Annotated in this window: 25 protein-coding genes; 13 read left to right on the top strand and 12 right to left on the bottom strand. The window is 75.6% G+C overall.

All coding sequences use genetic code 11. From position 1 onward, the window contains the following. Positions 1-4: 4 nt before the first annotated feature. Genes nagB through HL054_RS17285 form a run of 3 tightly spaced genes read right to left on the bottom strand, consistent with a single transcriptional unit; the run spans position 5 to position 3266 of the window. Positions 5-802, bottom strand: coding sequence for a glucosamine-6-phosphate deaminase (gene nagB / locus HL054_RS17295; RefSeq protein WP_369140280.1), 798 nt, complete (start codon positions 800-802; stop codon positions 5-7). Positions 803-804: 2 nt separating this feature from the next. Next, positions 805-1959: an N-acetylglucosamine-6-phosphate deacetylase gene (locus HL054_RS17290; RefSeq protein ID WP_369140279.1), complete on the bottom strand. Its 1155-nt coding sequence runs from the start codon at positions 1957-1959 to the stop codon at positions 805-807. Between the two features lie 23 nt (positions 1960-1982). Further along, positions 1983-3266 (bottom strand): PTS transporter subunit EIIC, encoded by a 1284-nt coding sequence (locus HL054_RS17285; protein WP_369140278.1) that lies wholly within the window; start codon positions 3264-3266, stop codon positions 1983-1985. Positions 3267-3417: 151 nt separating this feature from the next. Here HL054_RS17285 and HL054_RS17280 point away from each other — a divergent pair, with 151 nt between their 5' ends. From HL054_RS17280 to HL054_RS17270, 3 genes are read left to right on the top strand one after another with little or no spacing between them, the layout of a single operon-like run. Next, positions 3418-3732, top strand: a complete 315-nt coding sequence (locus tag HL054_RS17280; RefSeq protein WP_369140352.1) for a glucose PTS transporter subunit EIIB — start codon at positions 3418-3420, stop codon at positions 3730-3732. Next, on the top strand, positions 3729-4196 hold the full coding sequence (locus HL054_RS17275; RefSeq protein WP_369140277.1) for a PTS sugar transporter subunit IIA: 468 nt from the start codon (positions 3729-3731) through the stop codon (positions 4194-4196). The genes HL054_RS17280 and HL054_RS17275 overlap by 4 nt, the downstream gene beginning before the upstream one ends. A gap of 10 nt (positions 4197-4206) precedes the next feature. Next, complete coding sequence (locus HL054_RS17270; RefSeq protein WP_369140276.1) at positions 4207-4722, top strand: PaaI family thioesterase; 516 nt, start codon at positions 4207-4209, stop codon at positions 4720-4722. On the opposite strand, the gene HL054_RS17265 is transcribed toward HL054_RS17270, so the two are convergent. After that, positions 4715-5482, bottom strand: coding sequence for an MBL fold metallo-hydrolase (locus HL054_RS17265; RefSeq protein ID WP_369140275.1), 768 nt, complete (start codon positions 5480-5482; stop codon positions 4715-4717). The genes HL054_RS17270 and HL054_RS17265 overlap by 8 nt on opposite strands. Positions 5483-5523: 41 nt before the next feature. Beyond that, positions 5524-6126, bottom strand: a complete 603-nt coding sequence (locus HL054_RS17260) for an ATP-dependent Clp protease proteolytic subunit (protein ID WP_369140274.1) — start codon at positions 6124-6126, stop codon at positions 5524-5526. Positions 6127-6287: 161 nt separating this feature from the next. On the opposite strand from HL054_RS17260, the gene HL054_RS17255 reads away from it, so the two are divergent. The 4 genes from HL054_RS17255 to HL054_RS17240 all read left to right on the top strand — a co-directional run bounded on the left by HL054_RS17255 (position 6288) and on the right by HL054_RS17240 (position 9761). Beyond that, complete coding sequence (locus tag HL054_RS17255) at positions 6288-6896, top strand: GNAT family N-acetyltransferase (protein WP_369140273.1); 609 nt, start codon at positions 6288-6290, stop codon at positions 6894-6896. A 120-nt stretch (positions 6897-7016) separates the two neighbouring features. Then, a complete protein-coding gene (locus HL054_RS17250) occupies positions 7017-8315 on the top strand; it encodes an Nramp family divalent metal transporter (RefSeq protein ID WP_369140272.1) in 1299 nt (432 codons plus the stop codon). A 140-nt stretch (positions 8316-8455) separates the two neighbouring features. After that, complete coding sequence (locus HL054_RS17245; RefSeq protein ID WP_369140271.1) at positions 8456-9013, top strand: dihydrofolate reductase family protein; 558 nt, start codon at positions 8456-8458, stop codon at positions 9011-9013. Positions 9014-9092: 79 nt separating this feature from the next. Beyond that, on the top strand, positions 9093-9761 hold the full coding sequence (locus HL054_RS17240; protein ID WP_369140270.1) for a DUF5701 family protein: 669 nt from the start codon (positions 9093-9095) through the stop codon (positions 9759-9761). Here the strand turns inward: HL054_RS17240 and HL054_RS17235 are convergent. After that, positions 9722-10210 carry a hypothetical protein gene (locus HL054_RS17235; protein ID WP_369140269.1) on the bottom strand — a complete coding sequence of 163 codons (489 nt, stop codon included), beginning with the start codon at positions 10208-10210 and terminating at the stop codon, positions 9722-9724. The two genes, HL054_RS17240 and HL054_RS17235, sit on opposite strands and share 40 nt — an antisense overlap. A 24-nt stretch (positions 10211-10234) precedes the next feature. Here HL054_RS17235 and HL054_RS17230 point away from each other — a divergent pair, with 24 nt between their 5' ends. Continuing rightward, positions 10235-11005 carry an SDR family NAD(P)-dependent oxidoreductase gene (locus tag HL054_RS17230; RefSeq protein WP_369140268.1) on the top strand — a complete coding sequence of 257 codons (771 nt, stop codon included), beginning with the start codon at positions 10235-10237 and terminating at the stop codon, positions 11003-11005. A 147-nt stretch (positions 11006-11152) separates the two neighbouring features. Here the strand turns inward: HL054_RS17230 and fabG are convergent, their stop codons facing one another. Beyond that, entirely contained in the window at positions 11153-11908 is a 756-nt protein-coding gene (gene fabG, locus HL054_RS17225) for a 3-oxoacyl-ACP reductase FabG (protein ID WP_369140267.1), read from the bottom strand. 245 nt (positions 11909-12153) lie between these two features. Between fabG and HL054_RS17220 the strand changes: the two genes are divergently transcribed. Beyond that, complete coding sequence (locus HL054_RS17220; RefSeq protein WP_369140266.1) at positions 12154-12594, top strand: ATP-binding protein; 441 nt, start codon at positions 12154-12156, stop codon at positions 12592-12594. Between the two features lies 1 nt (position 12595). Here HL054_RS17220 and HL054_RS17215 read toward each other — a convergent pair whose 3' ends face one another. Both HL054_RS17215 and HL054_RS17210 read right to left on the bottom strand, forming a co-directional pair. Further along, complete coding sequence (locus HL054_RS17215; protein WP_369140264.1) at positions 12596-15154, bottom strand: SpoIIE family protein phosphatase; 2559 nt, start codon at positions 15152-15154, stop codon at positions 12596-12598. Between the two features lie 82 nt (positions 15155-15236). Next, positions 15237-17057, bottom strand: a complete 1821-nt coding sequence (locus HL054_RS17210; RefSeq protein ID WP_369140263.1) for a gamma-glutamyltransferase family protein — start codon at positions 17055-17057, stop codon at positions 15237-15239. A gap of 1159 nt (positions 17058-18216) precedes the next feature. On the opposite strand from HL054_RS17210, the gene HL054_RS17205 reads away from it, so the two are divergent. The 4 genes from HL054_RS17205 (at position 18217) to HL054_RS17190 (ending at position 20921) form a co-directional block, all read left to right on the top strand. After that, positions 18217-19188, top strand: coding sequence for a nucleoside hydrolase (locus HL054_RS17205; protein WP_369140262.1), 972 nt, complete (start codon positions 18217-18219; stop codon positions 19186-19188). 180 nt (positions 19189-19368) lie between these two features. Next, a complete protein-coding gene (locus HL054_RS17200) occupies positions 19369-19725 on the top strand; it encodes an STAS domain-containing protein (protein WP_369140261.1) in 357 nt (118 codons plus the stop codon). A gap of 98 nt (positions 19726-19823) precedes the next feature. Continuing rightward, complete coding sequence (locus HL054_RS17195; RefSeq protein WP_369140260.1) at positions 19824-20303, top strand: ATP-binding protein; 480 nt, start codon at positions 19824-19826, stop codon at positions 20301-20303. Positions 20304-20573: 270 nt separating this feature from the next. Then, entirely contained in the window at positions 20574-20921 is a 348-nt protein-coding gene (locus HL054_RS17190) for a PRC-barrel domain-containing protein (protein WP_369140259.1), read from the top strand. A 60-nt stretch (positions 20922-20981) separates the two neighbouring features. On the opposite strand, the gene HL054_RS17185 is transcribed toward HL054_RS17190, so the two are convergent. The 3 genes from HL054_RS17185 to HL054_RS17175 all read right to left on the bottom strand — a co-directional run bounded on the left by HL054_RS17185 (position 20982) and on the right by HL054_RS17175 (position 23811). Beyond that, a complete protein-coding gene (locus HL054_RS17185; RefSeq protein ID WP_369140257.1) occupies positions 20982-21686 on the bottom strand; it encodes an NYN domain-containing protein in 705 nt (234 codons plus the stop codon). A 68-nt stretch (positions 21687-21754) separates the two neighbouring features. Continuing rightward, on the bottom strand, positions 21755-23386 hold the full coding sequence (locus HL054_RS17180; RefSeq protein ID WP_369140256.1) for an acyl-CoA dehydrogenase family protein: 1632 nt from the start codon (positions 23384-23386) through the stop codon (positions 21755-21757). Between the two features lie 23 nt (positions 23387-23409). Then, positions 23410-23811, bottom strand: a complete 402-nt coding sequence (locus HL054_RS17175; RefSeq protein WP_369140255.1) for an SRPBCC family protein — start codon at positions 23809-23811, stop codon at positions 23410-23412. Positions 23812-23843: the final 32 nt, after the last annotated feature.

Here is a 23843-nt window from a genome sequence, read left to right as displayed (position 1 = left end):
ACGGTCACCACCCCTGGTCGGCCAGCTTGTGGCCGAGCACGTACCGGTAGTGCGCCGCCCGAGCGAGCCCGCTGCCCGCCGCCTCGTCGACGACCACCGTGGCGTGCGGGTGCAGCTGGAGCACCGACGCCGGGCAGGACGCCGTCAGCGGCCCCTCCACCGCCGCGGCGACCGCGGCCGCCTTGCCCTCCCCCGTCGCCACCAGGACCAGGTGCTCCGCGCCCAGGATCGTGCCCAGGCCCTGGGTGAGCACGTGCCGCGGCACCGCGTCGACGTCGCCGCCGAAGAAGCGGGCGTTGTCACGGCGGGTCTGCTCGGTCAGCGTCTTGACCCGGGTGCGGCTGGCCAGCGAGGACCCCGGCTCGTTGAACCCGAGGTGCCCGTTGGCGCCGATGCCCAGCACCTGGACGGCGACCGGCCCGGCCGCCAGCAGCCGCCGCTCGTAGTCCCGGGCGGCCGCCAGCGGGTCGGCCGCGGACCCGTCCGGACCGTGCACCACCGCCGGGTCCAGGCCGAGGGCGTCGGTCAGCTCGCGCCGGATCACCTCGCGGTAGGACTCCGGGTGCCCGGCCGGGAGCCCGACGTACTCGTCGAGCAGGAAGGCCTGCACCCCGGTGAAGGACAACCCCTCCTCGCGGTGCCGGCGCAGCAGCTCCCGGTAGGCCAGCAGCGGCGAGGACCCGGTGGCCAGGCCCAGCACCACCGGCCCGCCCCCGGCGAGCGCGGCCAGCACCGAGCCGGCGACGGCGTCGGCGACGACCCGCCCGCAGTCCTCGGGCGTGGGCAGCAGGACGACCTCCACGGTCAGTTCTCCTCTCGGTCCACCCGACGGCCGGCCCGCAGGACCGCCGTCGGGACCAGCTCGGGGTCGGTGACCAGGACGTCGGCGCGGGCACCCGGCCGCAGCCGCCCCACGTCGTCCCGGCCGAGCAGCTGCGCGGGGGTCTCGGTCGCGGCCCGGACGGCGTCGGCCAGCGGGACCCCGGCCGCGACCGTCTCCCGGACGACGTCGAGCAGGGTCGCGGTCCCGCCGGCGATGGCGCCGGGGCCGTCGTCGGTGACCAGGCGGGCGACCCCGCCGGCCACCTCGACGGGCAGCGCGCCGAGCCGGTAGCGGCCGTCTGCCATCCCGGTGGCGGCCATCGCGTCGCTGACCAGCGCGACCCGCTCCGCACCGACCAGGTCGAACACGGTCGCGACCGTCTCGGGGGCCAGGTGCACCCCGTCGGCGACCAGTTCGAGCACCAGCTCGCCGCGCGCCGCCGCCGCCAGGCACGCGGCCACCGGGCCGGGCGCCCGGGACAGCAGCGGCGGCATCCCGTTGAACAGGTGGGTGGCCGACAGCCGGCCACCGGCCGCCGCCCGGATCGCCGCGGTGGTCTGTGCGGCGGTGGCGTCGGTGTGCCCGAAGCTCGGCAGCACGCCGTGCGCCCGGCAGACGGCGACCAGGTCGGCGGCGTGCGCCGTCTCCGGCGCCAGGGTCACCGACGCCACGACGCCGGTGACCAGCAGCTCCGCCAGCAGCGCCGGGTCGCCGGGGACCAGCGCCGCCGGGTCCTGGGCGCCGCACCGGGCGGCGGACAGGAACGGTCCCTCCAGGTGCACGCCGGCCAGCTCGCCGGCCCGGACCAGCGGGGCCAGCAGCGCCAGCCGCTCGCGGAGCACCGCGGCCGGCGCGGACACCAGGCTGGCGAGCAGCGTCGTCGTCCCGCGGCCGCGGTGGTGGGCGGCCGCGGCGAGCACCCCGTCGGCGTCGTCGTCGGGGAAGCCGTGCCCGGCGGCCCCGTGGCAGTGCACGTCCACCAGCCCGGGGAGCAGCAGCACGTCCGGCGCGGGCGGCGGCAGCGGCCCCGTCGTCCAGCCGGACGCGGGGCCCGCGAAGGCGACCCGGTCGCCGTCCAGGGCCAGGACCCCGTCGTCGACGACCGAGCCGCCGGTGACCAGCCGGCCCCGCAGCACGGGGCCGGCCGGCGTGGTCCGGGTCAGGGTCGCGGCTCCTCGAGGGTGCTGGTCGGGGCGACCGTCGCCGGGGTGGCGGCCGGGGCGACGGCGTCGTCCGTGCTGCCCACCACGGCCTCGGCGTCGTCCTCGCGGCCGGGCGTCTTGAGGTTCCACTTCCGGATCACGAAGCGGAACAGCACGTAGTAGACGACCGCGTAGGCCAGGCCGATCGGGATCAGCAGCAGGGGCTTCGTCGCCTGCCCGAAGTTGATCACGTAGTCGAAGAGCCCGGCGGAGAAGGTGAACCCGTCGTGGATGCCGAGTGCGTTGGTGAGGGCCAGCGACGTCCCGGTCAGCACCGCGTGCACCACGTACAGCGGCCAGGCCACGAACAGGAAGGAGAACTCCAGCGGCTCGGTGATGCCGGTGAAGAAGGCGGTCAGCGCGGTCGACAGCATGATCCCGCCGACGACCTTGCGCTGCTCGGGCCTGGCCTCGTGCCAGATGGCGATGGCGGCGGCCGGCAGCGCGAACATCATGATCGGGAAGAAGCCGGTCATGAAGGTGCCGGCCTCGGGGTCCCCGGCGAAGAACCGGTTGAGGTCGCCGGTGGCGCCGTCGTATTCGCCGATCACGAACCAGACGACGGAGTTCAGGATGTGGTGCAGGCCCAGCGGGATGAGCAGCCGGTTGACCGTGCCGAAGATCCCGCCGCCGACGACGCTGTTGGCGTCGACCGCCTCGCCGAGGTTGGTCAGCCCGGTGTCGAACCAGTCGTAGACCAGCGACATGAGCACGCCGACCACGATCATCACGAACGAGGTGACGATCGGGACGAACCGCCGGCCACCGAAGAACGCCAGGTAGGTGGGCAGCTTGATCCGGTAGAACCGCTGCCAGAGCACCGCGGCGATCAACCCGGTGACGACGCCGCCGAGCACGCTGTAGTTGATGAGCTCCTGGGTCTCCCCCTCGGCGGCCGCGCCCAGCATGATCGGGCTCATCGCCTTGAACACGCCCTGCAGCACCAGGTAGCCGACGACCGCGGCGAGCGCGGTCGACCCGTCGGCCTTCTTCGCCCAGCCGATCGCGATGCCGACGGCGAACAGCAGCGGCAGGTTGTCGAACAGCGCACCGCCGGCCCCGGCGAGCACCGCGGCGACGTCCTCCAGCCAGGAGAAGGACCCCAGCATGTCCGGCTGGCCGAGCCGGAGCAGCAGGCCGGCCGCCGGCAGGGCGGCGATCGGCAGCATCAGGCTCCGGCCCAGGCGCTGCAGGCCGCCGAGGCCACGCAGGCCGGTGGGTGGGGCGTTGAGGAAGCTCATGAGCGTTCTCCAGGGGTGCGCGCTGGGGTGGGTGCGACGGCGAGGAGTGCTGTTCACCAGCCATTCCCTCGGGCACCCACCAACCGGTACCGTCCGGTCATGACCAGTTGACCGGGGAGGATGGCGGGCTCCACCGCCACCTGTCAACACCCTGGACGCCGACCGGTCCGGTGCCGTACCTGTACGGCACGACACCCACCGATCGCGGCCTGCGAGGCCGCCGGGAGGAGCAAGCGTGGGCAAGGCAGAGGACATCGTCGCCGGACTGGGCGGCGCCGCGAACATCGACGACGTCGAGGGCTGCATCACCCGGCTGCGGACCGAGGTCAAGGACCCCTCGCTGGTCGACCAGGCGGCCCTCAAGGCGGCCGGCGCCCACGGCGTGCTCGTCGCCGGCCAGATCGTGCAGGTCGTCGTCGGGCCGGAGGCGGACTCGCTGGCCGACGACGTCAACGACCTGCTGTGAACGACCTGGTCGTCACCGCCCCGCTGCCGGGCGTCGTGCTGGCGATCACCGACGTGCCCGACCCCGTGTTCGCCGCGTCGATGGTCGGCGCCGGGGTGGCGGTCGAGCCGGACCCGGACGCCGAGGCGGTCGACGTGGTGGCGCCGGTGGCCGGCCGGCTGCTCAAGGTGCACCCGCACGCCTTCGTCGTGCTGACCCCGGAGGGCCGCGGCGTGCTGGTGCACGTCGGGATCGACACGGTGCGGCTGGCCGGCGCCCCGTTCACGCTGCACGTGACCGAGGGCGACGACGTCGCGGCCGGCGACCGGGTGGTGACGGTCGACGTGGCCGCGGTGCGGGCGGCCGGGATGTCGCCGGTGAGCCCGGTGGTGGTGATGGACGCCGCCGCCGAGTCGATGCCGCCGGTCACCGCCGGCGCGCGGGTCGCGACGGGGGACGTGCTGTTCCGGTGGCCCGTCCCGTAGCGTCGGTTGGATGATCGAACCGACTCGTGAGCGGACCTACTCCTGGGGCGACCCCTCCCTGAGCGCCGGCGCCGTCCGGACCTCGGCCGGCCTGGAGCTGATGCAGGCGCTGGCCCGGGGCGAGCTGCCCGGCGCGCCCATCGCGGCCACCCTCGGCTTCACCCTGGACGAGGTGGAGCCCGGCCGGGTGCAGTTCTCGGTGGAGCCGGGCGAGTTCCACTACAACCCGATCGGCTCGGTGCACGGCGGCGTCTACGCCACCCTGCTGGACTCGGCCACCGGCTGCGCGGTGCACACCATGCTGCCCGCCGGCGTGGGCTACACCAGCCTGGACCTGACCGTGAAGTTCCTGCGGGCCATCACCGTCGGCACCGGCCGGGTGCGGGCCCTCGGCACGGTCACCCACCTCGGCGGCCGCACGGCGCTGGCCGAGGCACGGCTGCTGGACGGCGCCGACCGGCTGCTCGCCACCGCGGTCAGCAGCATCCTGCTGATCCGCCCGCAGCCGGGGGCAGCGGTCAGCTGACCTGGGTGCGCACCCCCGGTGCGGCCTCCACCAGCCGGTCGGCCAGGCCGGCGGCGGTCAGCGCGGCCCGGACGTCGTCCCGGTCCTCGCTGAAGTGCGCCCAGGAGTCGACGTGCACGACGACGACCCGGTCGGCGCCGAGCAGCCGGACCGCCTCGGCGACGCCCTCGCCGGTCAGCGTGAGCGGGGCGCCGTCGAACAGCGCGGTGCGGGCGGCACCGGCGAACAGCACCGCCACGTCGACCTGCGGGAACGCGGCCGCGACCTCGGCCACGCAGTCCAGCGAGGCGTTGTCGCCGCTGACGTAGACGGTCGGCAGGCCGGCGCCGTGCAGCACGAAGCCGGTGACCGGGCCGGTGAGCCGCTCGGCGCCGGGGGGGCCGTGCTCGGCGCGCACCCCGGTGACCGACAGCGCCCCGACCGGCACCGTCTCGCCGGTGCGCAGGGCGCGGGCGGTGCCGCCCAGCCGCTCGGCAGCCAGCTCGGTGGTGAGCACCAGCGGGGCGTCGGCGAGGGCCGCCCGGCCGGCGGTGTCCAGGTTGTCCGGGTGCTGGTCGTGGCTGACCAGCACCGCGTCGACCGGTCCGAGCTCGGCCGCGGTGAGCGCGGCCGGCGCCGTCTTGGTGAGCACCCGCCCCCCGCCGAGCGGGTGGTCGCCGGGCGGGTCGAACGTCGGGTCGACCAGCAGGCGCACCGCGCCCAGCTCGAGCAGCGCGGTGGGCCCGCCGGTCAGCGTCACGGCGAGCGGGGAGGTGGCCACGAGGTCACGGTGCCACGCCGTCGCCGTCGCCGTCGCCGCGGTCAGCCGAGGCCGAAGGGCACCCGCCCCTCCGGCAGGGACGACGCGTCGGCCAGCACCGCGTCGACGAGGCCGTACTCGAGCGCCTCGGCCGGGGTGAACCAGCGGTCCCGGTCGGAGTCGCGCTCGACCTGCTCGACGGTCTGCCCGGAGTGCTCCGCCTGCAGCTCGTTCAGCTGCCGCTTCGTCCTGGCCAGCATGTCGGCCTGGATGCTGATGTCGGCCGCGGTGCCGCCCAGCCCGGCCGACGGCTGGTGCATCATGATCCGCGCGTGCGGCAAGGCGTAGCGCTTGCCCGGCGTGCCGGCGGTGAGCAGGAACTGGCCCATCGACGCGGCCATGCCCATCGCGTAGGTGGCCACGTCGCAGTCGATGAACCGCATCGTGTCGTACAGGGCCATCCCGGCGGTGACCCCGCCACCGGGCGAGTTGACGTAGAGGTGGATGTCGCGCCGCGGGTCCTCGGCGGACAGCAGCAGCATCTGCGCGGCGAGCTGGTTGGCGATCACGTCGTCGACCTCCTGGCCCAGGAAGACGATCCGCTCGCGCAGCAGCCGCTCGTACACGGCGTCGCCCAGGGTCGCGGTGGTGCTCGGCAGGGTCATCGGAGCAGTTCCTCTCGCACGGGGAATGGACGGCCAGCCAATCCCCGGGGCGCGCGGAAAGCGACACCGGAATGGCGTGTTGCGCTCTCCGCGCAGTTCTTGTGCTGTCGGAGGAATGGTCTGGACGGCGTCCCCGCGGGGCTGCGTGGTCTGATGGCGCGGTGACCGAACCGCCCGCCGTCCGGGTCGCCACCCGCGCCGACGTCCCCCGGATCGCGGCGACGCTGGCCGCCGCCTACCCCGACTACCGCTGGACGTCGTGGGCGCTGCCCGAGGACGGCCTGGCCCAGCGGCTGTCCCGGTGGGCGGAGCTGTGGGGCGGCCTGGTGCCGGTGCTCGCCGGGACGGCGTGGGTGACCGACGACTGCACCAGCGTGGCCGCCTGGACCGCCCCGGACGCCCCGCCGCCCGCCGCGGACCTGCAGGCGGTCATCGACCGCGACCTGCCGCGGGTGTTCGGCGCCCGGCAGCCGGTGGTGCTGGCCAGCGAGCGGCTCGGGGCGCTGGGCCGGCCCGACGAGCCGCACTGGTGGCTGCACGCGGTGGGCACCCGGCCCGCCGCACGGCACCAGGGCCGGGGCGCGGCGGTGCTCCGGCCGGTGCTCGAGCGCTGCGACGCCGAGGGCGTGCCGGCCGCGGCGACCGTCTACACCTCCACCGTCGTCCGTTGGCTGCAGCGCTCCGGGTTCGCCGTCACGCACTCCACCCGCACCGCGGTCGACCACGAGCTGCCGATCTGGACCCTGGTCCGCCAGCCGGCGCGCCGCTGAGCGACCGGCGCCCGAGGCCAGGCTCACCTGACCCCCGGGGGCCACAGGTCGGCCCCGGCGGCCCCCGCGGGTCGGGCAGGACAGGGGTGACCGCTCCCGTCCCGCCCCCGCGAGGTCACCGTGTACCTGTCCAAGACCGAGGCCGCCGTCCTCACCAGCACGCTGCCGCGCACCCTCCCCCGGCCCACGCCGCCTGCACCGAAGGCCAAGCGCCGGCTGTGGCCGCTGCTCGGTCCGGCGTTCGTCGCCGCGGTGGCCTACGTCGACCCGGGGAACTTCGCCACCAACTTCTCCGGCGGCGCCTCCTTCGGCTACACGCTGCTGTGGGTGATCGTCGCGGCCAACCTGATGGCGATGCTCATCCAGTCGCTGACCGCCAAGCTGGGCCTGGCCACCGGCCGCGACCTGGCCACCTGCTGCCGCGAGCGGCTGCCCCGGCCGGTCACCTGGGGGCTGTGGGCGCAGGCCGAGGCGGTCGCCATCGCCACCGACCTGGCCGAGATCGTCGGTGGCGCGGTGGCGCTGAACCTGCTGTTCGGGGTACCGCTGCCGATCGGCGGGATCATCACCGCCGTCGTCGCGTTCGTGCTGCTGGCGGCCCAGTCGCGCGGTCACCGGCCCTTCGAGCGGGTGATCACCGGCCTGCTGCTGGTGATCGGCGGTGGTTTCGCCTACACGCTGGTCGGCTCCGGGGTGGACGTGGGCGGCGTCGCCACCGGGATGGTGCCCAGCTTCGCCGGCGCGGACAGCCTGCTGCTGGCCACCGGCATCCTGGGCGCGACGGTGATGCCGCACGTGATCTACGTGCACTCCGCGCTGACGCCGGGCCGGTACGGCGACGCGGTGACCGCCGGCCGCACGAAGGCCGGCCGGGGCCGGCTGCTGCGGGCCCAGCGGCTCGACGTCCTGCTGGCGATGGGCCTGGCCGGGCTGGTCAACGCGGCGATGCTGGTCATCGCCGCCCAGCTGTTCACCGGCGACGCCTCGATCACCTCGCTGGAGAGCGTGCACGCCGGGCTGGGCGACCAGCTGGGCAGCGGCGCCGCGCTGGCCTTCGCGCTGGCGCTGCTGGCCTCGGGCTTCGCCGCCTCCTCGGTGGGCACCCACGCCGGCCAGGTGGTGATGGCCGGGTTCCTGCGCAAGCACATCCCGGTGCTGGTCCGCCGGCTGATCACGCTGGCCCCCGCGCTGCTGGTGCTGGGCCTGGGCGGCGACCCGACGACGGCGCTGGTCTGGTCGCAGGTGGTGCTCTGCTTCGGCATCCCCTTCGCCCTGGTGCCGCTGCTCTGGCTGACCTCCCGGCGCGACCTGATGGGCGGCTGGGTCAACCGCCGGGTCACCACGCTGACCGGCTCGGTGGTCGCCGCGCTGATCATCGGGCTCAACGGCTACCTGCTGGTCAGCACCGTGCTGGGCTGACCGGCCGGGAGGTGGGCTGACATCGTGCCGGCTGACGACGGCGTGCTGGTCGCCGGACCGGCACCGATGAGAAGGTCCGGCGACCACCGTCTAGTCCGTCGACGGCCACCCGGCCGCACGACGAGCGAGGAGCACTGCACATGGGCGCGATCAAGGTCCACGAGTTCACCACCGTCGACGGCGTCGTCGACGCCCCGATGTGGACGGTGGACTACGGCTTCCCCGACGACCTGGCCGCCTCGATCGGGCAGCTGACCAGCTCGTCGTCCGGCATCCTGCTGGGCCGCACCACCTTCGAGATGTTCGCGCCGGCCTGGTCCACCCGCACCGTGGAGGAGGACCCGGGCGCCCCGTTCTTCAACGACACCCGCAAGTACGTGGTCAGCTCGACGCTGACCGACGCCGAGTCGGTCTGGCGGAACTCCACCGTCGTCGGTGGGTACTCCGCCGACCGCCTCCGCGACCTGAAGGGCGAGGTGGACGGCGACCTGTACGTCAGCGGCAGCGCCACCCTGGTGCGCGCGCTGCTGGCCGACGGGCTGGTCGACGAGCTGCACCTGTACGTCTACCCGCTGGCCGTGGGCACCGGGCTGCGGCTGTTCCCCGAGGGCACCCAGCAGACGATGTCCCTGGTCGGGGTGGAGAGCCTGAGCAACGGGGTGGCCCACCTGACGTACGGCCCGGCCGCCGCACGTTGAGCTCCGGCGGGAACCGGGCGGTCCGGTGCCTCGTTGACGCCGGACCGCCCGCTCGCTCCCGCTGCCGTGGAGGTCCCCCGTGCTGCCCCTCCCCCCGCTGACCGCCCAGGCCGACCGGCTCGTCGCCCTCGGCGTGCACGAGCTCGCCGGCCTCACACCGGCCGAGCTCTGCGACGCCGCCGCGTCCGCCGGACCCCGGGACGGGGCGCTCCTCGTCGTCCGCGCTCCCGCCTCCCGGCTCGCCCCGCTCGTGCAACGCGAGGGCAGGCGGGGGTTCGTCGTGGCGGACATGACGGACGTCGACGCGTTCGCACCGATCGAGCAGGCCGCGCTGCCGGACGGGCCGGTCTACCTGCTCGACGGGCCCGACCGCGGCGACGAGCTGACCAACTGGAGCCCGGACGAGGCGCTGCCGGAGATCACCGGCCGCGGCCGCACCCCGCTGACCCTCACCGAGGGGCTGCACTGGCTGCTGCAACGGCCCGAGGCGCTGGAGCGGAACCGGTGCTTCATGACGATCGGCTCCCGCCTCCGCCGACCCGACGGCCGGCTCGACGCCCGCACGCCCGCGCTGTGGCTGTCCAACGGCACCGGCCGGGACGGCCGGGACCGCAGGGGCGCACCGAAGCTCGGCTGGTGCTGGGCGGGCAACCGGCACACCTGGCTCGGCTTCGCCTCGGCGGCCGGCCGGGTGCCGGCCGGGCTCGTTCAGGCGGGGGCCTCGCCGACCTCGGCCGTCAGCGGGTAGGCGCTGGGGACGCCGGCGATGGCCGCCGCTGCACCTCCGGCGGCGTCGGCGACCGCCGGCGGCACCAGCACCTCGATCCCGTCACCCTCGGGACGCGGGGTGGCCGCGGCGACGACGTCCGGGTGGTCGCGGCGCAGCCGGCCGGCCTCGTCGGCCAGGTCACCCGGCCGGTAGGCGGTCCGCTGCACGGTCACCTCGACGCCCCCGGCGTCGGCGAGCACCCGCTGCACCGCCGGCGGCGGGTCGCCGAACCAGCGGACGACCAGCCGGGTGCGGTCCAGGCTGATCCCCGGGGTGCCGAGGTCGGGGGAGTCGCCGGCCGCGGCGGTCAGCCGCTCCAGCAGGTCGTAGACCGCGGCCGGGCCACCCGGGTAGACGACGAACTCCCCGCGCCCCAGCTGCGGTGCCGCCCCGGCGGCCGGCTTCCTCGACCCCTTGCGCGCTGCCACGGCCCCATCATCCAGGCTGGGGGCATGGAGATCAGCGGCGCACGGATCTGGGTCACCGGCGCATCGACCGGCATCGGTGCCGCCCTCGCCGAGGAGCTGGCCGACCGCGGTGCCCGCGTGGCGGTCAGCGCCCGCAACGCCGACCAGCTCGCCGCCGTGGCCGGGGACCGGATGGTCGTCGTCCCGCTCGACGTCACCGACCGGACGGCGACCGTGGCGGCCGGGGACGCGGTGCGCCGGGCGCTCGGCGGCCTGGACGTCGCGGTGCTCAACGCCGGCACCTGGTCGCAGTTCCACGTGGAACCGTGGGACTCCGCGCTGTTCGCCGCCCACCTGCAGGTCAACGTCATGGGCGCGGTGCACACCTTGGAGGCCGTCGTCCCGCAGATGGTCGCCGCCGGCCGCGGCCGGGTCGTCGGGGTGGCGTCGGTCGCCGGGTACCGCGGGCTGCCGGGCTCGGAGGCGTACGGGGCGGGCAAGGCGGCGCTGCTGAACCTGCTCGAGGCGCTGCGCGGGTCGCTGGCGCCGCAGGGCGTCGTCGTCCAGACGGTGTCGCCGGGGTTCGTGCGCACCCGGATGACCGACCGCAACCGCTTCCCGATGCCGTTCATGGTCGAGCCGGCCGACGCCGCCCGGACCATCGCCGACGGCATCGCCCGGGACAAGGCGGAGATCGTCTTCCCACTGCCGATGGCGGTGCTGATGAAGCTGGCGCGGGTGGTGCCGGTGCGCGCCTGGACCGCGGTGACCGCGGCGATGTCCCGCCGCGGCCTGCACGGCAACCCGGGCGACTGACCCGGCCCCAGCCGTCGCACGGGCTGGGGGTTCGGGCGCCCGCGTTCGATCAGGTCCCCTGATCGAACGCCGTCCTCCCGCACCAACGTTGGTGCGGGAGGACGGGCGTTGATCAGGGGACCTGATCAACGCCAGGCGGCGGGGCCGTCAGTCCTTGGGGCCGCCGGCGACGTAGATGACCTGGCCGGAGACGAAGCCGGCGCCCTCACTGCACAGGAACGACGCGGTGTGCGCGATGTCCTCGGGCTGGCCGACCCGGGCGACCGGGATCTGCTTGGCCGCCATCTCCTTGAACTGCTCGAACGGCACGCCCACCCGCTCGGCGGTCTGCGCGGTCATCTCGGTCTCGATGAAGCCGGGCGCGATCGCGTTGGCGGTCACGTTGTAGCGGCCCAGCTCGATGGCGAGGGTCTTGGTGAAGCCCTGCATGCCCGCCTTGGCCGCGGAGTAGTTGACCTGGCCGCGGTTGCCCAGCGCGGAGACGCTGGAGAGGTTCACGATCCGGCCGTACTCGGCCGCCACCATGTGCTTCTGCGCCGCGCGGGTCATCAGGAACGCACCCCGCAGGTGCACGCCCAGCACGGCGTCCCAGTCGTCGACGCTCATCTTGAACAGCAGGTTGTCCCGGGTGATGCCGGCGTTGTTCACCAGCACGGTGGGCGCGCCGAGCTCCTGGGCCACCCGCTCGACCGCGGCGGCCACCGACTCCTCGTCAGCCACGTTGGCGCCGACGGCCAGCGCCTCGCCCCCGGCGGAGGTGATCGCGTCGACGGTGCCGGCGCACGCCGCCTCGTCGAGGTCCAGCACCGCCACCTGCATGCCGTCCTGGGCGAACCGTCGTGCGACAGCTGCGCCGATCCCGCGCGCCGCCCCGGTGATGATGGCCGTCCGCTGCTCTGCCACTGCGTCTCCTCGTCGAGTTCGTCAGCGGGCCGCGTTCCGCAGACCCGTCGTCCTGCGGTCCTGCCTACCACCCGGCGCCGCACGGCCGCGCACCCGGCTGCCGGGCCACCGGGCCGCCGGCGGCGGCCGGCCGGCTCATGGGGTGAGGTGCGAGTCACACGCCCGTACAGGTTTGGCCCGGTCGTGCCCGGCCAAGACAGGGAGTCGCCGTCGAGCAGTCGCCGGCCGGAGCGCGAGGAGACCGAGTGACGGGCGAGACCGGCGGCCTGTCCTGGCCGTTGTCCCCGCCCCCCGCGGCCACCGCCGGGTGGAGCTGGGAGCTCGCGCACGTCTCCGAACTGCCCCGGGTGCGCGCCCAGCTGCGCCACGGCCTGGCCGAGCGGTCCACCGGTGACCCGGTGGCCACCGAGCGCGACGAGGCCGTCGTGCTGGCCTTCGACGAGATGGCCTCCAACGCGCTGCGCCACGGCGGGGGCGGCGTCCGTGCCCGCGTCCAGGAGACCTCCGACGCCTGGCTGGTCGAGGTCCGCGACGGCGCCGCGGAGGCCCCGCCCCAGCCAGCCGTCGGCCGCGACCCCAGCCAGGGCGGCCTCGGGCTCTACCTGATCGCCGAGATGGCCCACGGGCACGGCTGGCACCTGGCCGGCGACCACAAGAGCGTCTGGGCGCTGCTCCCCCGCCGCTGACTCACGGCGTCGGCGGCACGACCTCCGGTCCGGCCTCGGCCGGTCGCGGCCGGTCCTCCCAGTGCAACCGGACGGCGACCAGCGCGACGTCGTCCTCCGAGCCCTGCGGCCGCATCCGGGCCAACACCTGGTCGCACAGCTCCTCGAGCTCGAGACCCCGCAGCTCGCCGAGCAGGGCGACCAGCCGGGCGACCCCGTCGTCCAGCGGCAGGTCCGGCCCCTCGACCAGACCGTCGGTGTACATCAGCACGGTGGCGCCCCGGTCCAGCACGGTCACCTGCTCCCGGCGGACGGCGAGCGGGTCGACGCCCAGCATCAGGTCCGCCCGCTCGGTCGCCAGCACCTGGACCGACCCGTCGGCGCGGAGCACCAGCATCGGCGGGTGCCCGGCGTTCGACCAGCGCAGCCGGGTCTCCCCGCGCTCCCGGTCGACGGCCTCCTGCTCCAGGCGGGCCACCGCGGCGGTGGCGAGGGTGTGCACCTGCAGACCCTCCATCGCCCGGTCCAGGGCAGCCAGGACGGCGGCCGGCCCGGCGCCACCGCTGTAGGCGATCCCGCGCAGCAGGCTGCGCAGCTGGCCCATGGCGGCCGCGGCCACCGTGTCGTGGCCGACCACGTCACCGATGGCCAGCACGGTGGCCCCGCCGGGCTGCAGGAACGCGTCGTACCAGTCGCCGCCCACCTGGGCGGCCTGGACGGCGGGGACGTAGCGCACCGCCACCTGGGAGTGGTCCGGCTCCGGTGGGTCGGTGAGCAGGCTGCGCTGCAGCTCCTCGGCCATCCGGCGCTGCTGCTCGTGCAGCGCGGCGCTGTCCAGCGCCAGCGCGGCCCGGTCGGCCACCTCGCGCAGCGCCTCCTGGTCCAGCACGTCCATCGGAGCGCGCTGCCGGCCGCGGTAGACGCTCATCGCGCCGAGGACCCGCCCCCGGGCGCGCAGCGAGAGGGCGACCGCCGTCCCCGGGTCGAGCTGCCAGTAGGCGTCCTTCGCCGGCCCGTCGGCGAGCCCCCGCCCGACCGCCGCGGCGACGTCGGGGACCACCGTCGTCTCCCCGGTCGCCAGCGCGTCGACGATCGGCGCGGTGGAACTGAGAGCGGCGAGGCGGACCCGGGCGTACTCCGCCGCGACCGGGCGCTGCGCGGGGTCGGTGTGCCAGCTCGCGACGTCGTGCAGCCGGCCGTCGTCCTCGACCAGGCTGGCGATCGCCCAGTCGCCCAGCTCCGGCACCACGGCCTCCAGCAGCTCCTGCAGGGCGCCGTGCCCGCCGCGCCGGTCGACCAGCGCCCGGGACAGGGTGTCCGAGACCCGGGCGATCAGCGCGAGCCGGCGGGCGTCCCGCTCCCGCTCCTCCTCCGCCCGGCGGCGCTCGGTGATGTCGAGGAAGTACACCGAGAGGCCCTCGGAGCTCGGCCACACCCGGATCTCGTACCAGCTGTCCAGTGGTGCCGGGTAGTACGCCTGGAACTGGGTCGGGACCCCGGACTCCATCGCCGTGCGGTACCGGTCCTCGAACTCGCTGGCCAGGGACGCCGGGAACAGGTCCCAGATGACGCCGCCGGTCAGCTCGGCCCGGCTGAGCCCGAGCAGCTGCTCCGCCTCCGCGTTGACGTAGCTGAACCGCCAGTCCCGGGACAGCGAGAAGAAGGCGGCCGGCATCGACTCCAGCACCCGCGCCACCCGCGCGTCCCCGTGCCGCTGCGTGGTGGTGTCGTGCGCGATGCCGACCAGCCGGGTGAGCGGCGCGCCGGTGCCGTCGACCGCCCGGCCGCGGGCGTGCACCCAGCGGACCTCACCGCCGGGCAGGACGACGCGGTACTCGTGCTCGAAGCCGTCGCCCGTCTGCAGCGCGGCGCGCACGGTGACCCGGACCCGGTCGAGGTCGTCGGGGTGCACGCGCGACAGCAGGGCCTCGATCGTGCCCGGGAAGTCCTCCTGGTCCCAGCCGAAGACCTGCAGCAGCCGGTCGTCCGAGACCAGCCGGTCGGCCGCGACGTCCCAGTCGAAGCTGCCGATCTCCGCGGCCTGGATGGCCAGCGCCCAGCGCACCCGGGTGGTCTCGGCCTCGGCGGTGACGCGTGCGAGGCGCAGTTCGGCGGTGGCGGACTCGGCCAGCAGCTCGAGCACCGCGACGTCCCGGTCGGTCCAGTCCCGGCGGCCGGCGCCGACGACGCACAGGGCGCCCACCGCGTGCCCGTCCACGCTCAGCGGCACCCCCAGGTAGGCGCCCACCCCACCGCCGACCACCGGCGACCGGTCGGCGACGCGGGGGTCGTGGACGGCGTCGCGCACCACCAGCGGCGCCGAGCCGTCCCGGACGGTCACCGCGCAGAGCGAGTCGTCCAGCGGCCGCTCGGCACCGGGCCGGTCGGCCGCCGGCCCGGCGACCGCGGCCGCGGTCTGCACGGTGCCCACCAGCGAGACCTGGGCGGCGTCGACGGCCAGCAGCGTGGCGGCCAGCTCGGTGAGGCGCTGCAGGCCAGGCGACCCGACGACCGCGGCCGCCAGCGCCTGCACCGTGGCGAGCCGCGCGGCGTCGTCGGTGCCCTCAGGGGTGCCGCTCACGCCGCACCCCTCCTTCCCCCGGGACCGCCCGCTCCACCGGCCGGTGGACGACCACGAGGCTATCCGGCCGGTACGACGCGCCTCAGCGGCCGACGGCGTACCCCTGCATGCCGCGGGGGTTGGCCGCGGCGCGCAGCACGCCGGTGTCCGGGTCGATCGAGACGGCGGAGAGCCGGCCCAGCGACCAGCCGTCGGCGACGGTGACCGCGTGCCCGCGACGGCGCAGCTCGTCGATCGTGGCCGTGCCGAGCCGGTCCTCCACCACGAGCTCGCCGGGGGTCGTGTCCCGCGGGTAGAACGACGACGGCAAGCTCGTGGTGTGCCAGGCCGGCGCGTCGATCGCCGCCTGCAGGTCCAGGCCGCCGAGCGCGTGCGCCAGCCAGAAGCACAGCTGCCACTGCTCCTGCTGGTCGCCGCCGGGGGTGCCGAAGGCCAGGGTGGGCACACCGCCGCGCAGCGCGAGCGACGGGGTGAGGGTGGTGCGCGGGCGCTTGCCGGGCAGCAGGGAGTTGGGGAGCCCCGGCTCCAGCCAGAACATCTGCGCCCGGGTGCCGAGGGCGAAGCCCAGCGACGGGACGACCGGCGAGCTCTGCAGCCAGCCACCGGACGGGGTGGCCGAGACGATGTTGCCCCAGCGGTCGACGACGTCGACGTGGCAGGTGTCGCCGCGGGTCGTGCCGCGGGTGTCGACCGTGGGCTCGCCGACCCCGGCGACCGTGCCCGCCGCCGGGCGGAGGCCCGGGGAGGTGTCGGTGACGTAGGCCGGGAGCCTGGGCGGGCGCCCACCGGGCGAGCCGGGCCGCAGCTCGGTGCTGGCCCGGTCGCCGATGAGCGCCCGCCGTTGCTCGGTGTAGGTGGGACTGAGCAGGTCGTCCACCGGTGCCTCTGCCGTGTCGCCGTACCAGGCCTCGCGGTCGGCCATCGCCAGCTTCACCGCCTCGGCGCTGGCGTGGACCAGGTCGGCGTCAGCGGTGCCCGAGGCGTACCCGGCCCCGGCAGCTGCCGCTGGGTGGCCGTCCAGCATCGCGAGCGCCTGGAGCAGCGCCGGGCCCTGGGACCACGGCCCGGCCTTCGCGAGACTCCACCCACGCCAGTCCAGGGTGACCGGCGGCTCGTACGTCGCCTGCCAGCCGGCCAGGTCCTGACCCGTGAGGAAGCCGCGGTGCGGACGACCGGAGTCGTCCATGACCGGGGAACGGGAGAACTCGTCGATCGCCTCGGCGACGAACCCCGAGTACCAGGCGGCGAGTGCCGCGTCGATCTGCGCCTCTCGGGAGGGTCCGCGCGCTGCGTCGAGCAGTCGGCGGTAGGTCGAGGCGAGGACCGGGTTGCGGAACAGGCGGCCGGCGGTGGGGGGTGCTCCGTCGGGGGCGAGCCAGGTGGCGGCCGAGGTAGGCCAGTGGGTGCGGAAGTGCTCGGAGACCGAGGCGACGGTCGCGGCTACCCGCGGGAGGAGCGGGTGGCCGTGCTCGGCGTACTCGATGGCGAAGCGGAGGACGGCGTCCAGCGGCAGGGTGCCGTGGTCGCGCAGGAGGGTCAGCCAGGCCCCGAGGGCGCCTGGCACGGTGGCGGCGAGCAGTCCGGTGCCCGGGACGAGGTCGAGACCCAGCTGGCTGTAGGACTCGATCGTCGCGGCGGCAGGGGCGACCCCCTGACCGGACAGCACGACGGGGACCCCCGCGCCGGTGGTTGCCCGCGGGCCCCGGGCGAAGAGGACGGGGACCTCGCCCCCCGGGCCGTTGAGGTGCGGCTCGACCACCTGCAGGGTGAGACCCGCAGCGACCGCGGCATCGAAGGCGTTGCCACCGGCCTCGAGGGTCGCCATGCCGGCCGCGCTGGCGAGCCAGTGGGTCGAGGCGACCATCCCGAAGGTGCCGGCCAGTTCCGGACGCGTGGTGAACACGCGGCCAGCCTAGGGACCGGGCGGGACGGCGGCCCGGGGGACGGACGACGGTGCGCGCGCTGCTCCGACTGCCGGCGCGGCGCGGGCTCGGGCGGCGTGCCGGGCTGCTCGCGCAGCGGCGCCGGGTCGTCGTCCGGGGCCCGGTGCCGCAGCACGGGGGCGGCCGGCGTCGGCGGCAGGGTGAGCGCGTACTCCGTCGGCGGGACCGGACGGTCCCAGCTCAGCCGGTGCCCGTGCGTGCCGCTGCCCCAGCCGGCGGCACGGCGGGCCAGGCCGCGCAGCCCGGACAGCAGGTCCCGCACCGGCGCGGTCAGCCGGGACGGCGGCGGTGCCAGCCGGGCCGGGGGACGCAGCAGGTCGACGGAGAAGTCGGTGGCGAACGCGATGGCCGCCTCCAGCTCGGCGTCCACCGGCGGGACGGCGACCGGTCGCGTCCGGACCACGGCGGGCTTGGCCGGGGAGGGCACGGCCCGGGAGGGCACGGCCGGGACGGCGACCGGCGGGGCGGTCGCGGCGCCGAGCCGGTGCACCCGCAGCGGCGTCGACCGCCAGGCCAGGTGCGCGCCGTCCGGGCCGGCGCCCCAGGTGGCCCCCCGGGTGACCAGCCGCCGACGGCGCGAGGGCCGCGCAGGGGCGGGCACCGCTGCCGGGCGGACCGGGGTGCTGCCCGGCTCGACGCCCAGCACACCGACCGCCAGCCCGAACGCCAGGCCCCGGGCGAGGTCACCGGTGACGGGCGGGGCGGGAGCGGGTGCGGCGGCGGTGTGCGCGCCGGCCGGGTGCGCCGGTCCGGTGCCGAACAGCCCGAGGCGGTCGGCAGACCGGGGGGCGGGCACGTCGGTGCGCCCGACCTGGGTGGTCTCGATCGCCATGTGCTGCCCTCCCGGTGACGTAGAGCCGCGGTCGGGGAAGGGACCGCGGGCAAGGGAGAACCTACGGACGGCGACGCCCCCGGCAGCCGTCCCCGGACACCCCGGCCGAGGCGCGTGACCGAACCGTTGCCCGACCCCCTCGAACCGGTCGACGACCCGCCTCCCGGGCCGGTCACTTGTCGACAGCCTGGCTGGAAAGCCCAGGTCAGCATCGAGATCGGCGGTCGATGACCTCGGCGGCGGAGGCGACGCACCGGCGTGTCGGACGCGTCTGGTGGGATGAGGTCATGGCCGCGACCCCGCTGGTGATCGACACCGACCCCGGCATCGACGACGCGCTGGCGCTGCTGCTCGCCCTGGCCAGCCCGGAGGTCGACCTGCGGCTGGTGACCACCGTGCACGGCAACGTCGACCTCGCGCAGACCACCGAGAACGCCCTCCGGGTGCTGCACCTGGCCGGCCGCTCCGACGTTCCGGTGGCCGCGGGTGCGCGCAGCTCGCTGGTGGTCCCGCAGGCCGAGCGGGCCGGCCACGTGCACGGCACGGCCGGGCTGGGCGGCGTCGTCCTGCCGCCGTCCCCGGCCACGGTCGACCCCCGGCCGGCGGTCGTCGCCCTCGCCGAGCTGCTGCTGGCCGGCGAGGAGCCGGTCACCGTCGCCGCGATCGGGCCGCTGACCAACATCGCCCTGCTGCTGGGCGTGTACCCCGACGCCGCGGCCCGCATCGGCCGGCTGGTCGTGATGGGCGGCTCGGCGACGCGCGGCGGCAACGTCACCGGCGCGGCGGAGTTCAACGTCTGGGCCGACCCGGAGGCGGCCGCGGTCGTCTTCTCCAGCGGCCTGCCCACGGTGATGGTGGGGCTGGACGTCACCCTGCCCACCGTGCTCGACGAGGCCGGGATCGCGCAGTTCGCCGCGGCCGGCCCGGTCGGCGCCCAGGCCGCCGCCGTGCTGCGGCAGTACCTCGACCACGCCCGCACCGCCTACGGCACCGACGGCGTCGTCGTCCACGACGCCCTGGCGCTCACCGAGGCGATCGCCCCCGGCACCCTGCGGACCGTCCGGCGCGACGTCGTCGTGGACACCGGGCACGGCGCGGGTCGCGGGCAGACGCTGGTCGACCGGCGCACCCCGTCGTCCGCGGTGACGGCGGTCGAGGTGGCCGAGGACGTCGACAGCGCGGCGGCCGTGCAGTTCCTGGTCGACCGGCTGGTCCGGTTCGGCCACGGGGCGGGCACGACCGGGGGCGGGGGCGGCTGAGCCGTCCCCCGATGGGAGGACGATCTGTCGGGACGGGTTCCGGAACCCGTCGCCGGAGCACGACGATCAGGGACGCAGCACCCGTCGAACACACGGCGGAGCACGCAGCGGGGCCACGGGGTCCTGCGAGGGGGGCACATCAACACGGTCAGGTCGGACGCCGACGGAGCACCGTTCGAGGTGACGTTGGTCGAGGGCCCCGAGGCGGGCCAGGTGGTCGCGCAGGTGCGCGGGGAGCTGGACGCCGCCGAGAACCCGCTGCTCCAGCAGACGCTGCTGCAGGCGCTGCGCCGGGCCACCCGCCAGTTGACCCTCGACCTGTCCGGCGTGACCTTCTTCGGGTCGGCCGGCGTCACGGCGCTGGTGTGGCTGAGCCAGCACCCGGAGGCCGACGGCAAGCACGTCACGGTGGTCGCGACCAGCCGCGTCGTCACCGGGCCGCTGGAGCTGACCGGCCTGCTGGACCGGCTGGACGTGCAGGGGCTGGCCGGCGAGCTGCCCCGCCCCGGCGACCGCGGGACCCCCGCGACCGGCTGACCCGGCGCACGCGATCGGACCCCCGTGCTGCACGACGGCCCGGCGTCGGCCACGATGGTCCCCGGCGGAGACCCCGCCAGAGGGAGGGGGCCCCGAGCATGACTGGACCGGTCTGGCCTTCGGCGGCGATCCCGCGCGAGGACGGCGACGTGTGGCGGTGGGTGCTGCCGACGGTGCACGACGCGTCCCGGGTGCGGATGGACCTGCGCGCCCGGCTGGCCCACCCGTCGCTGGCCTCCCGCTCGACCGAGGACGCCCGCGAGGGCCTGCTGCTGGTGTTCGAGGAGCTGTCCTCCAACGCCCTGCGGCACGGTGGCGGTGACGTCGAGGCGGTGATCGTGGCCGTGCCGACGGGCTGGCTGATCGTGCTGACCGACGGAGCGCCGGACGCCCCGCCGCGCCCGGCCGTCGACCGCGACCCCGCCTTCGGCGGCATGGGCCTGCCGATGGTCGCCCAGCTCTCGGTCGACTACGGCTGGTCCAGCGAGCCCGGCCGCAAGCACGTCTGGGCCAGGCTCCCCTCCGGCAGCTCGGTCGCCACGGTCCCGCAGCCCCGCTCCTCCGGCCCCGGCGCGTAACCCCACGCCACCAGACCCGCCCGAGCGCGCTTTAGCGCGCCTTCCCACACGCGCTTTCGCGCGCCTTCCCACGCGCGGTTTCGCGCGCCTACCCACGCGCGCCTTCCCACGCGCGGTTTCGCGCGCCTTCCCGTGGCGTGGTTTCGCGCGCCTTGCCGCGCGCGGTTTCGCGCGCCTTCCCACGGCGGGCCGGTGGGGAGGTGGTCAACGGTTCAGCGGGGCCGGTTGGGGGCAGGGAGGAACAGTTGTCCGCATCCAGAGGAGGCCCCTGTGTTCCCGGCCGAGAACATCCGTGACTGGCGCAATCGAGACGTGGTCGACCCGGACGGGAGCAAGATCGGGAGCCTGGAGTCGGTGTACGTGGACACCACCACCGACCTGCCGTTCTTCGCCGCCGTGGTCACCGGCATGATCGGCCGGCACAAGCTGACCTTCGTGCCGCTGACCAACGCCACCGTGGCCCCCGCGCACATCCGGGTCACCGTGAGCAAGGACCTGGCGAAGAACGCCCCGTCGATCGACACCGACGGCGAGCTCGCCGCCGAGGACGAGCCGGCGGTCTTCGAGCACTACGGGCTGCCCTACACCCCCGGCGTCCGGCGGCTGGCCCGCCGCTGACGGCCCCCTGCAGGGTCCCAGCGCGAGCTTGCGAGTGTTGGGGGGCAGGGGGTCCTTCCGCTAGGCCCGGCGCGCGGTGAAGGCGCCGGCGGCGTCCCGCAGGCTCTTCGTGGGACGCAGCCAGGCGCCGTCCACCGGCAGCGCGTCCAGCCGGACGCGGTCCAGCGGCGCGGCGAAGGCCCCGGGCACGTCCTCGATGTCGACGAACTGCAGCAGCTCCGAGCTGATCGCGTAGCCGGCGACCTCGCTGAAGGCGACCACGACGACCTGCGTGCCGGCCCGGGCGAGGTCCTCCAGCGGCTCGGCGAAGTTGCGGCCGTCGCCGGAGAACACCACCAGCCGGCGGAGGTGGTGGCTGTGCGCCCGCACGCTGATGTGGTCGAGCATCGACTGGTCGATGTCGTCGTCGGGCTGGAGCTTCGGCCGGGCGAAGACGGCGTAGCCGAAGCTGCGCAGCGCCTCCACCCAGCGCTGCAGCGAGGTGGCGTGCTGCGGCGGCACGTTGGCGAAGACGCTGGCCTCGACCTCGGGCTGCTGCGCGGCGCCCGGCTGCTCGGCACCGTCGACGAACCACGCGGCGATCGCGTCGAACCGTGGGCGGGACGCGGCGGTCGGCCGGGCTCCGATCACGTTGGCCAGCGTCATGTCGATGTTGGGCGCGTCCCAGACCAGCAGGTCCAGCGCCGGCCGGACGGCGTCGGTCGGAGAGGCACCGGCGTCGTACCCGTCGGCCGCGATGGTCTCCACGGCGAAGCTCTCGGTCACCGGGTCAGTGTGCCGGTCGGTCGGGGCGCCCGCGGGACTGGTCGCCCGGCGGCGCCGTCGGCCCTCGCTCACGCCGCTCCCCGGACCGGCGCCACCACGGCCCGGTCGACCAGCTCGGCCACCGGGGTGCCGGCCGGCAGCGTGCCCAGCACCCCGCCCCAGTCACCGCCCAGCCGGGTGGCGCAGAAGGCGTCGCCGACGGCGGCCGGGGCGTGCTGCAGCAGCAGCGCCGCCTGCAGGCAGACCGCCAGCTGCCCGGCGACCCGCCGGGCGCGCAGCGGCAGCTGGTCGGGGTCGGCGAGCTCGGCGGCCAGCCGGGTCAGCGCCGCGTCGTAGCGCGCGTCCGCGCCCCGGGCGGCGTCCAGCTCGGCGGTCACCGCGGCCAGGGACGCCGACCCCGCACCCAGCGCGCGGAGCACGTCGAGGGCGATGACGTTGCCCGAGCCCTCCCAGATGGAGTTCAGCGGCGCCTGCCGGTAGAGCCGCGGCATCCCGGACTCCTCGACGTAGCCGTTGCCGCCGAGCACCTCCAGCGCCTCGGCGACCACGGTCGGGGTGCGCTTGCAGACCCAGAACTTCGCCGCCGCCCCGGCCAGCCGGAGCAGGTCCCGCTCGCCGGCGTCCTGGGCGGCGGCCAGCCGGACGGCGAGCACGGTCGCGGCCTCGCTCTCCAGCGCCAGGTCGGCCAGCACGTTCTGCATCAGCGGCTGCTCGGCCAGCAGGGCGCCGAAGGCGCGGCGGTGCCGGGCGTGGTGGACCGCCTGGGTCAGGGCCGCGCGGACGGTGGCGGCCGAGCCGAGCACGCAGTCCAGCCGGGTGGTCGCGACCATCTCGATGATGGCCGGCACGCCGCGGCCGGGCTCACCCACCAGCCAGCCCGTCGTCCCGGCGAACTCGACCTCGCTGGAGGCGTTGGACCGGTCGCCGAGCTTGTCCTTCAGCCGCTGCAGGGCGAAGGCGTTGCGCTCACCGCCGGGCAGCACCCGCGGCACCAGGAAGCAGGACAGGCCCTCGGCGGTCTGCGCGAGCACCAGGAACAGGTCGCTCATCGGCGCCGAGGTGAACCACTTGTGCCCGGTCAGCGACCAGCTGCCGTCGCCGTTCGCGGTGGCCCGGGTGGTGTTCGCCCGGACGTCGGAGCCGCCCTGCTTCTCCGTCATCCCCATCCCGGCGACGAGCCCGCGCTTGGTCCGCGGGTCGGCGAGCCCGAACTGGTACTCCCGGCTGGTCAGCCCCGGTTCCAGCTCCGCCGCGAGCTCCGGGGCGCGGCGCAGGGCGGGGACGACGGCGTAGGTCATGGTGACCGGGCAGCCGTGGCCCATCTCCACCTGCGTCCAGCCGAGGTACCCGATCGCGCGGCGCACGTGGGCGTGCCGGCTCGGGTCGGCCCACGGTGCGCCGGCCAGACCGTGCCCGACCGCGGCGCCCATCAGCTCGTGCCAGGCCGGGTGGAACTCGACCTCGTCCACACGCTGCCCGTACCGGTCGTGGGTGCGCAGCCGCGGCGGGTTCTCGTTCGCCAACCGGCCCCACTCCTGCGCCTGCTCGCTGCCGGCCAGCGCCCCCAGCTCGGCGAGCGAGCCCAGCGCGTCGGCGTCGGCGTGCCGCAGACAGGCCTCGGCCAGGACGGCGTCCCCGGCGATCGGGTCGTGCCCGACCAGCGGCGGGGCCTGGTTGGTCACCTCGTGCGTCCCGCTCATGGACGCACGGTACGAGACCCCGGTCAGCTCGCGGTGCGGACCGTGACCAGCCGCTTGAGCGCCAGCAGGGCGAGCGGGGAGTAGCCGACGACCAGTGGTGCGAAGCCGGAGAGCCGCAGCCCGGCGGTCGTGCCGCCGTCCGGGGCCGGGCTGACCCAGTGCACGAGCCCGAGCCGGGTAGGACCGACGACGACCTGCCAGACCCACCGCCGCTGCGCCTCGGACACCTCGTCGACCACGAAGGACACCGAGGTGCCGATCGGGTCGTGCACCCGGCCGGTCACCCCCTGCTCGATGCGGTCGGCCGACGCCTCCACCCGCTTGATCTGCGGCGACCACTCCGACCAGCGCGAGGGGTGCAGGTAGCGGTCCCACACCTCGGCCGGGTCGACCGGGCCGGTGGCGTGCAGCGTCAAGGAGGTCACGGGACGGGGGTGCCCGCCCGGGTGCCTCGCGA

The organism is Modestobacter versicolor (assembly GCF_041028285.1).
GTDB lineage: Bacteria > Actinomycetota > Actinomycetes > Mycobacteriales > Geodermatophilaceae > Modestobacter > Modestobacter versicolor_A.
Note: the sequence above shows the minus strand (reverse complement) of the source record. Positions and strands in the feature narration are given on the sequence as shown.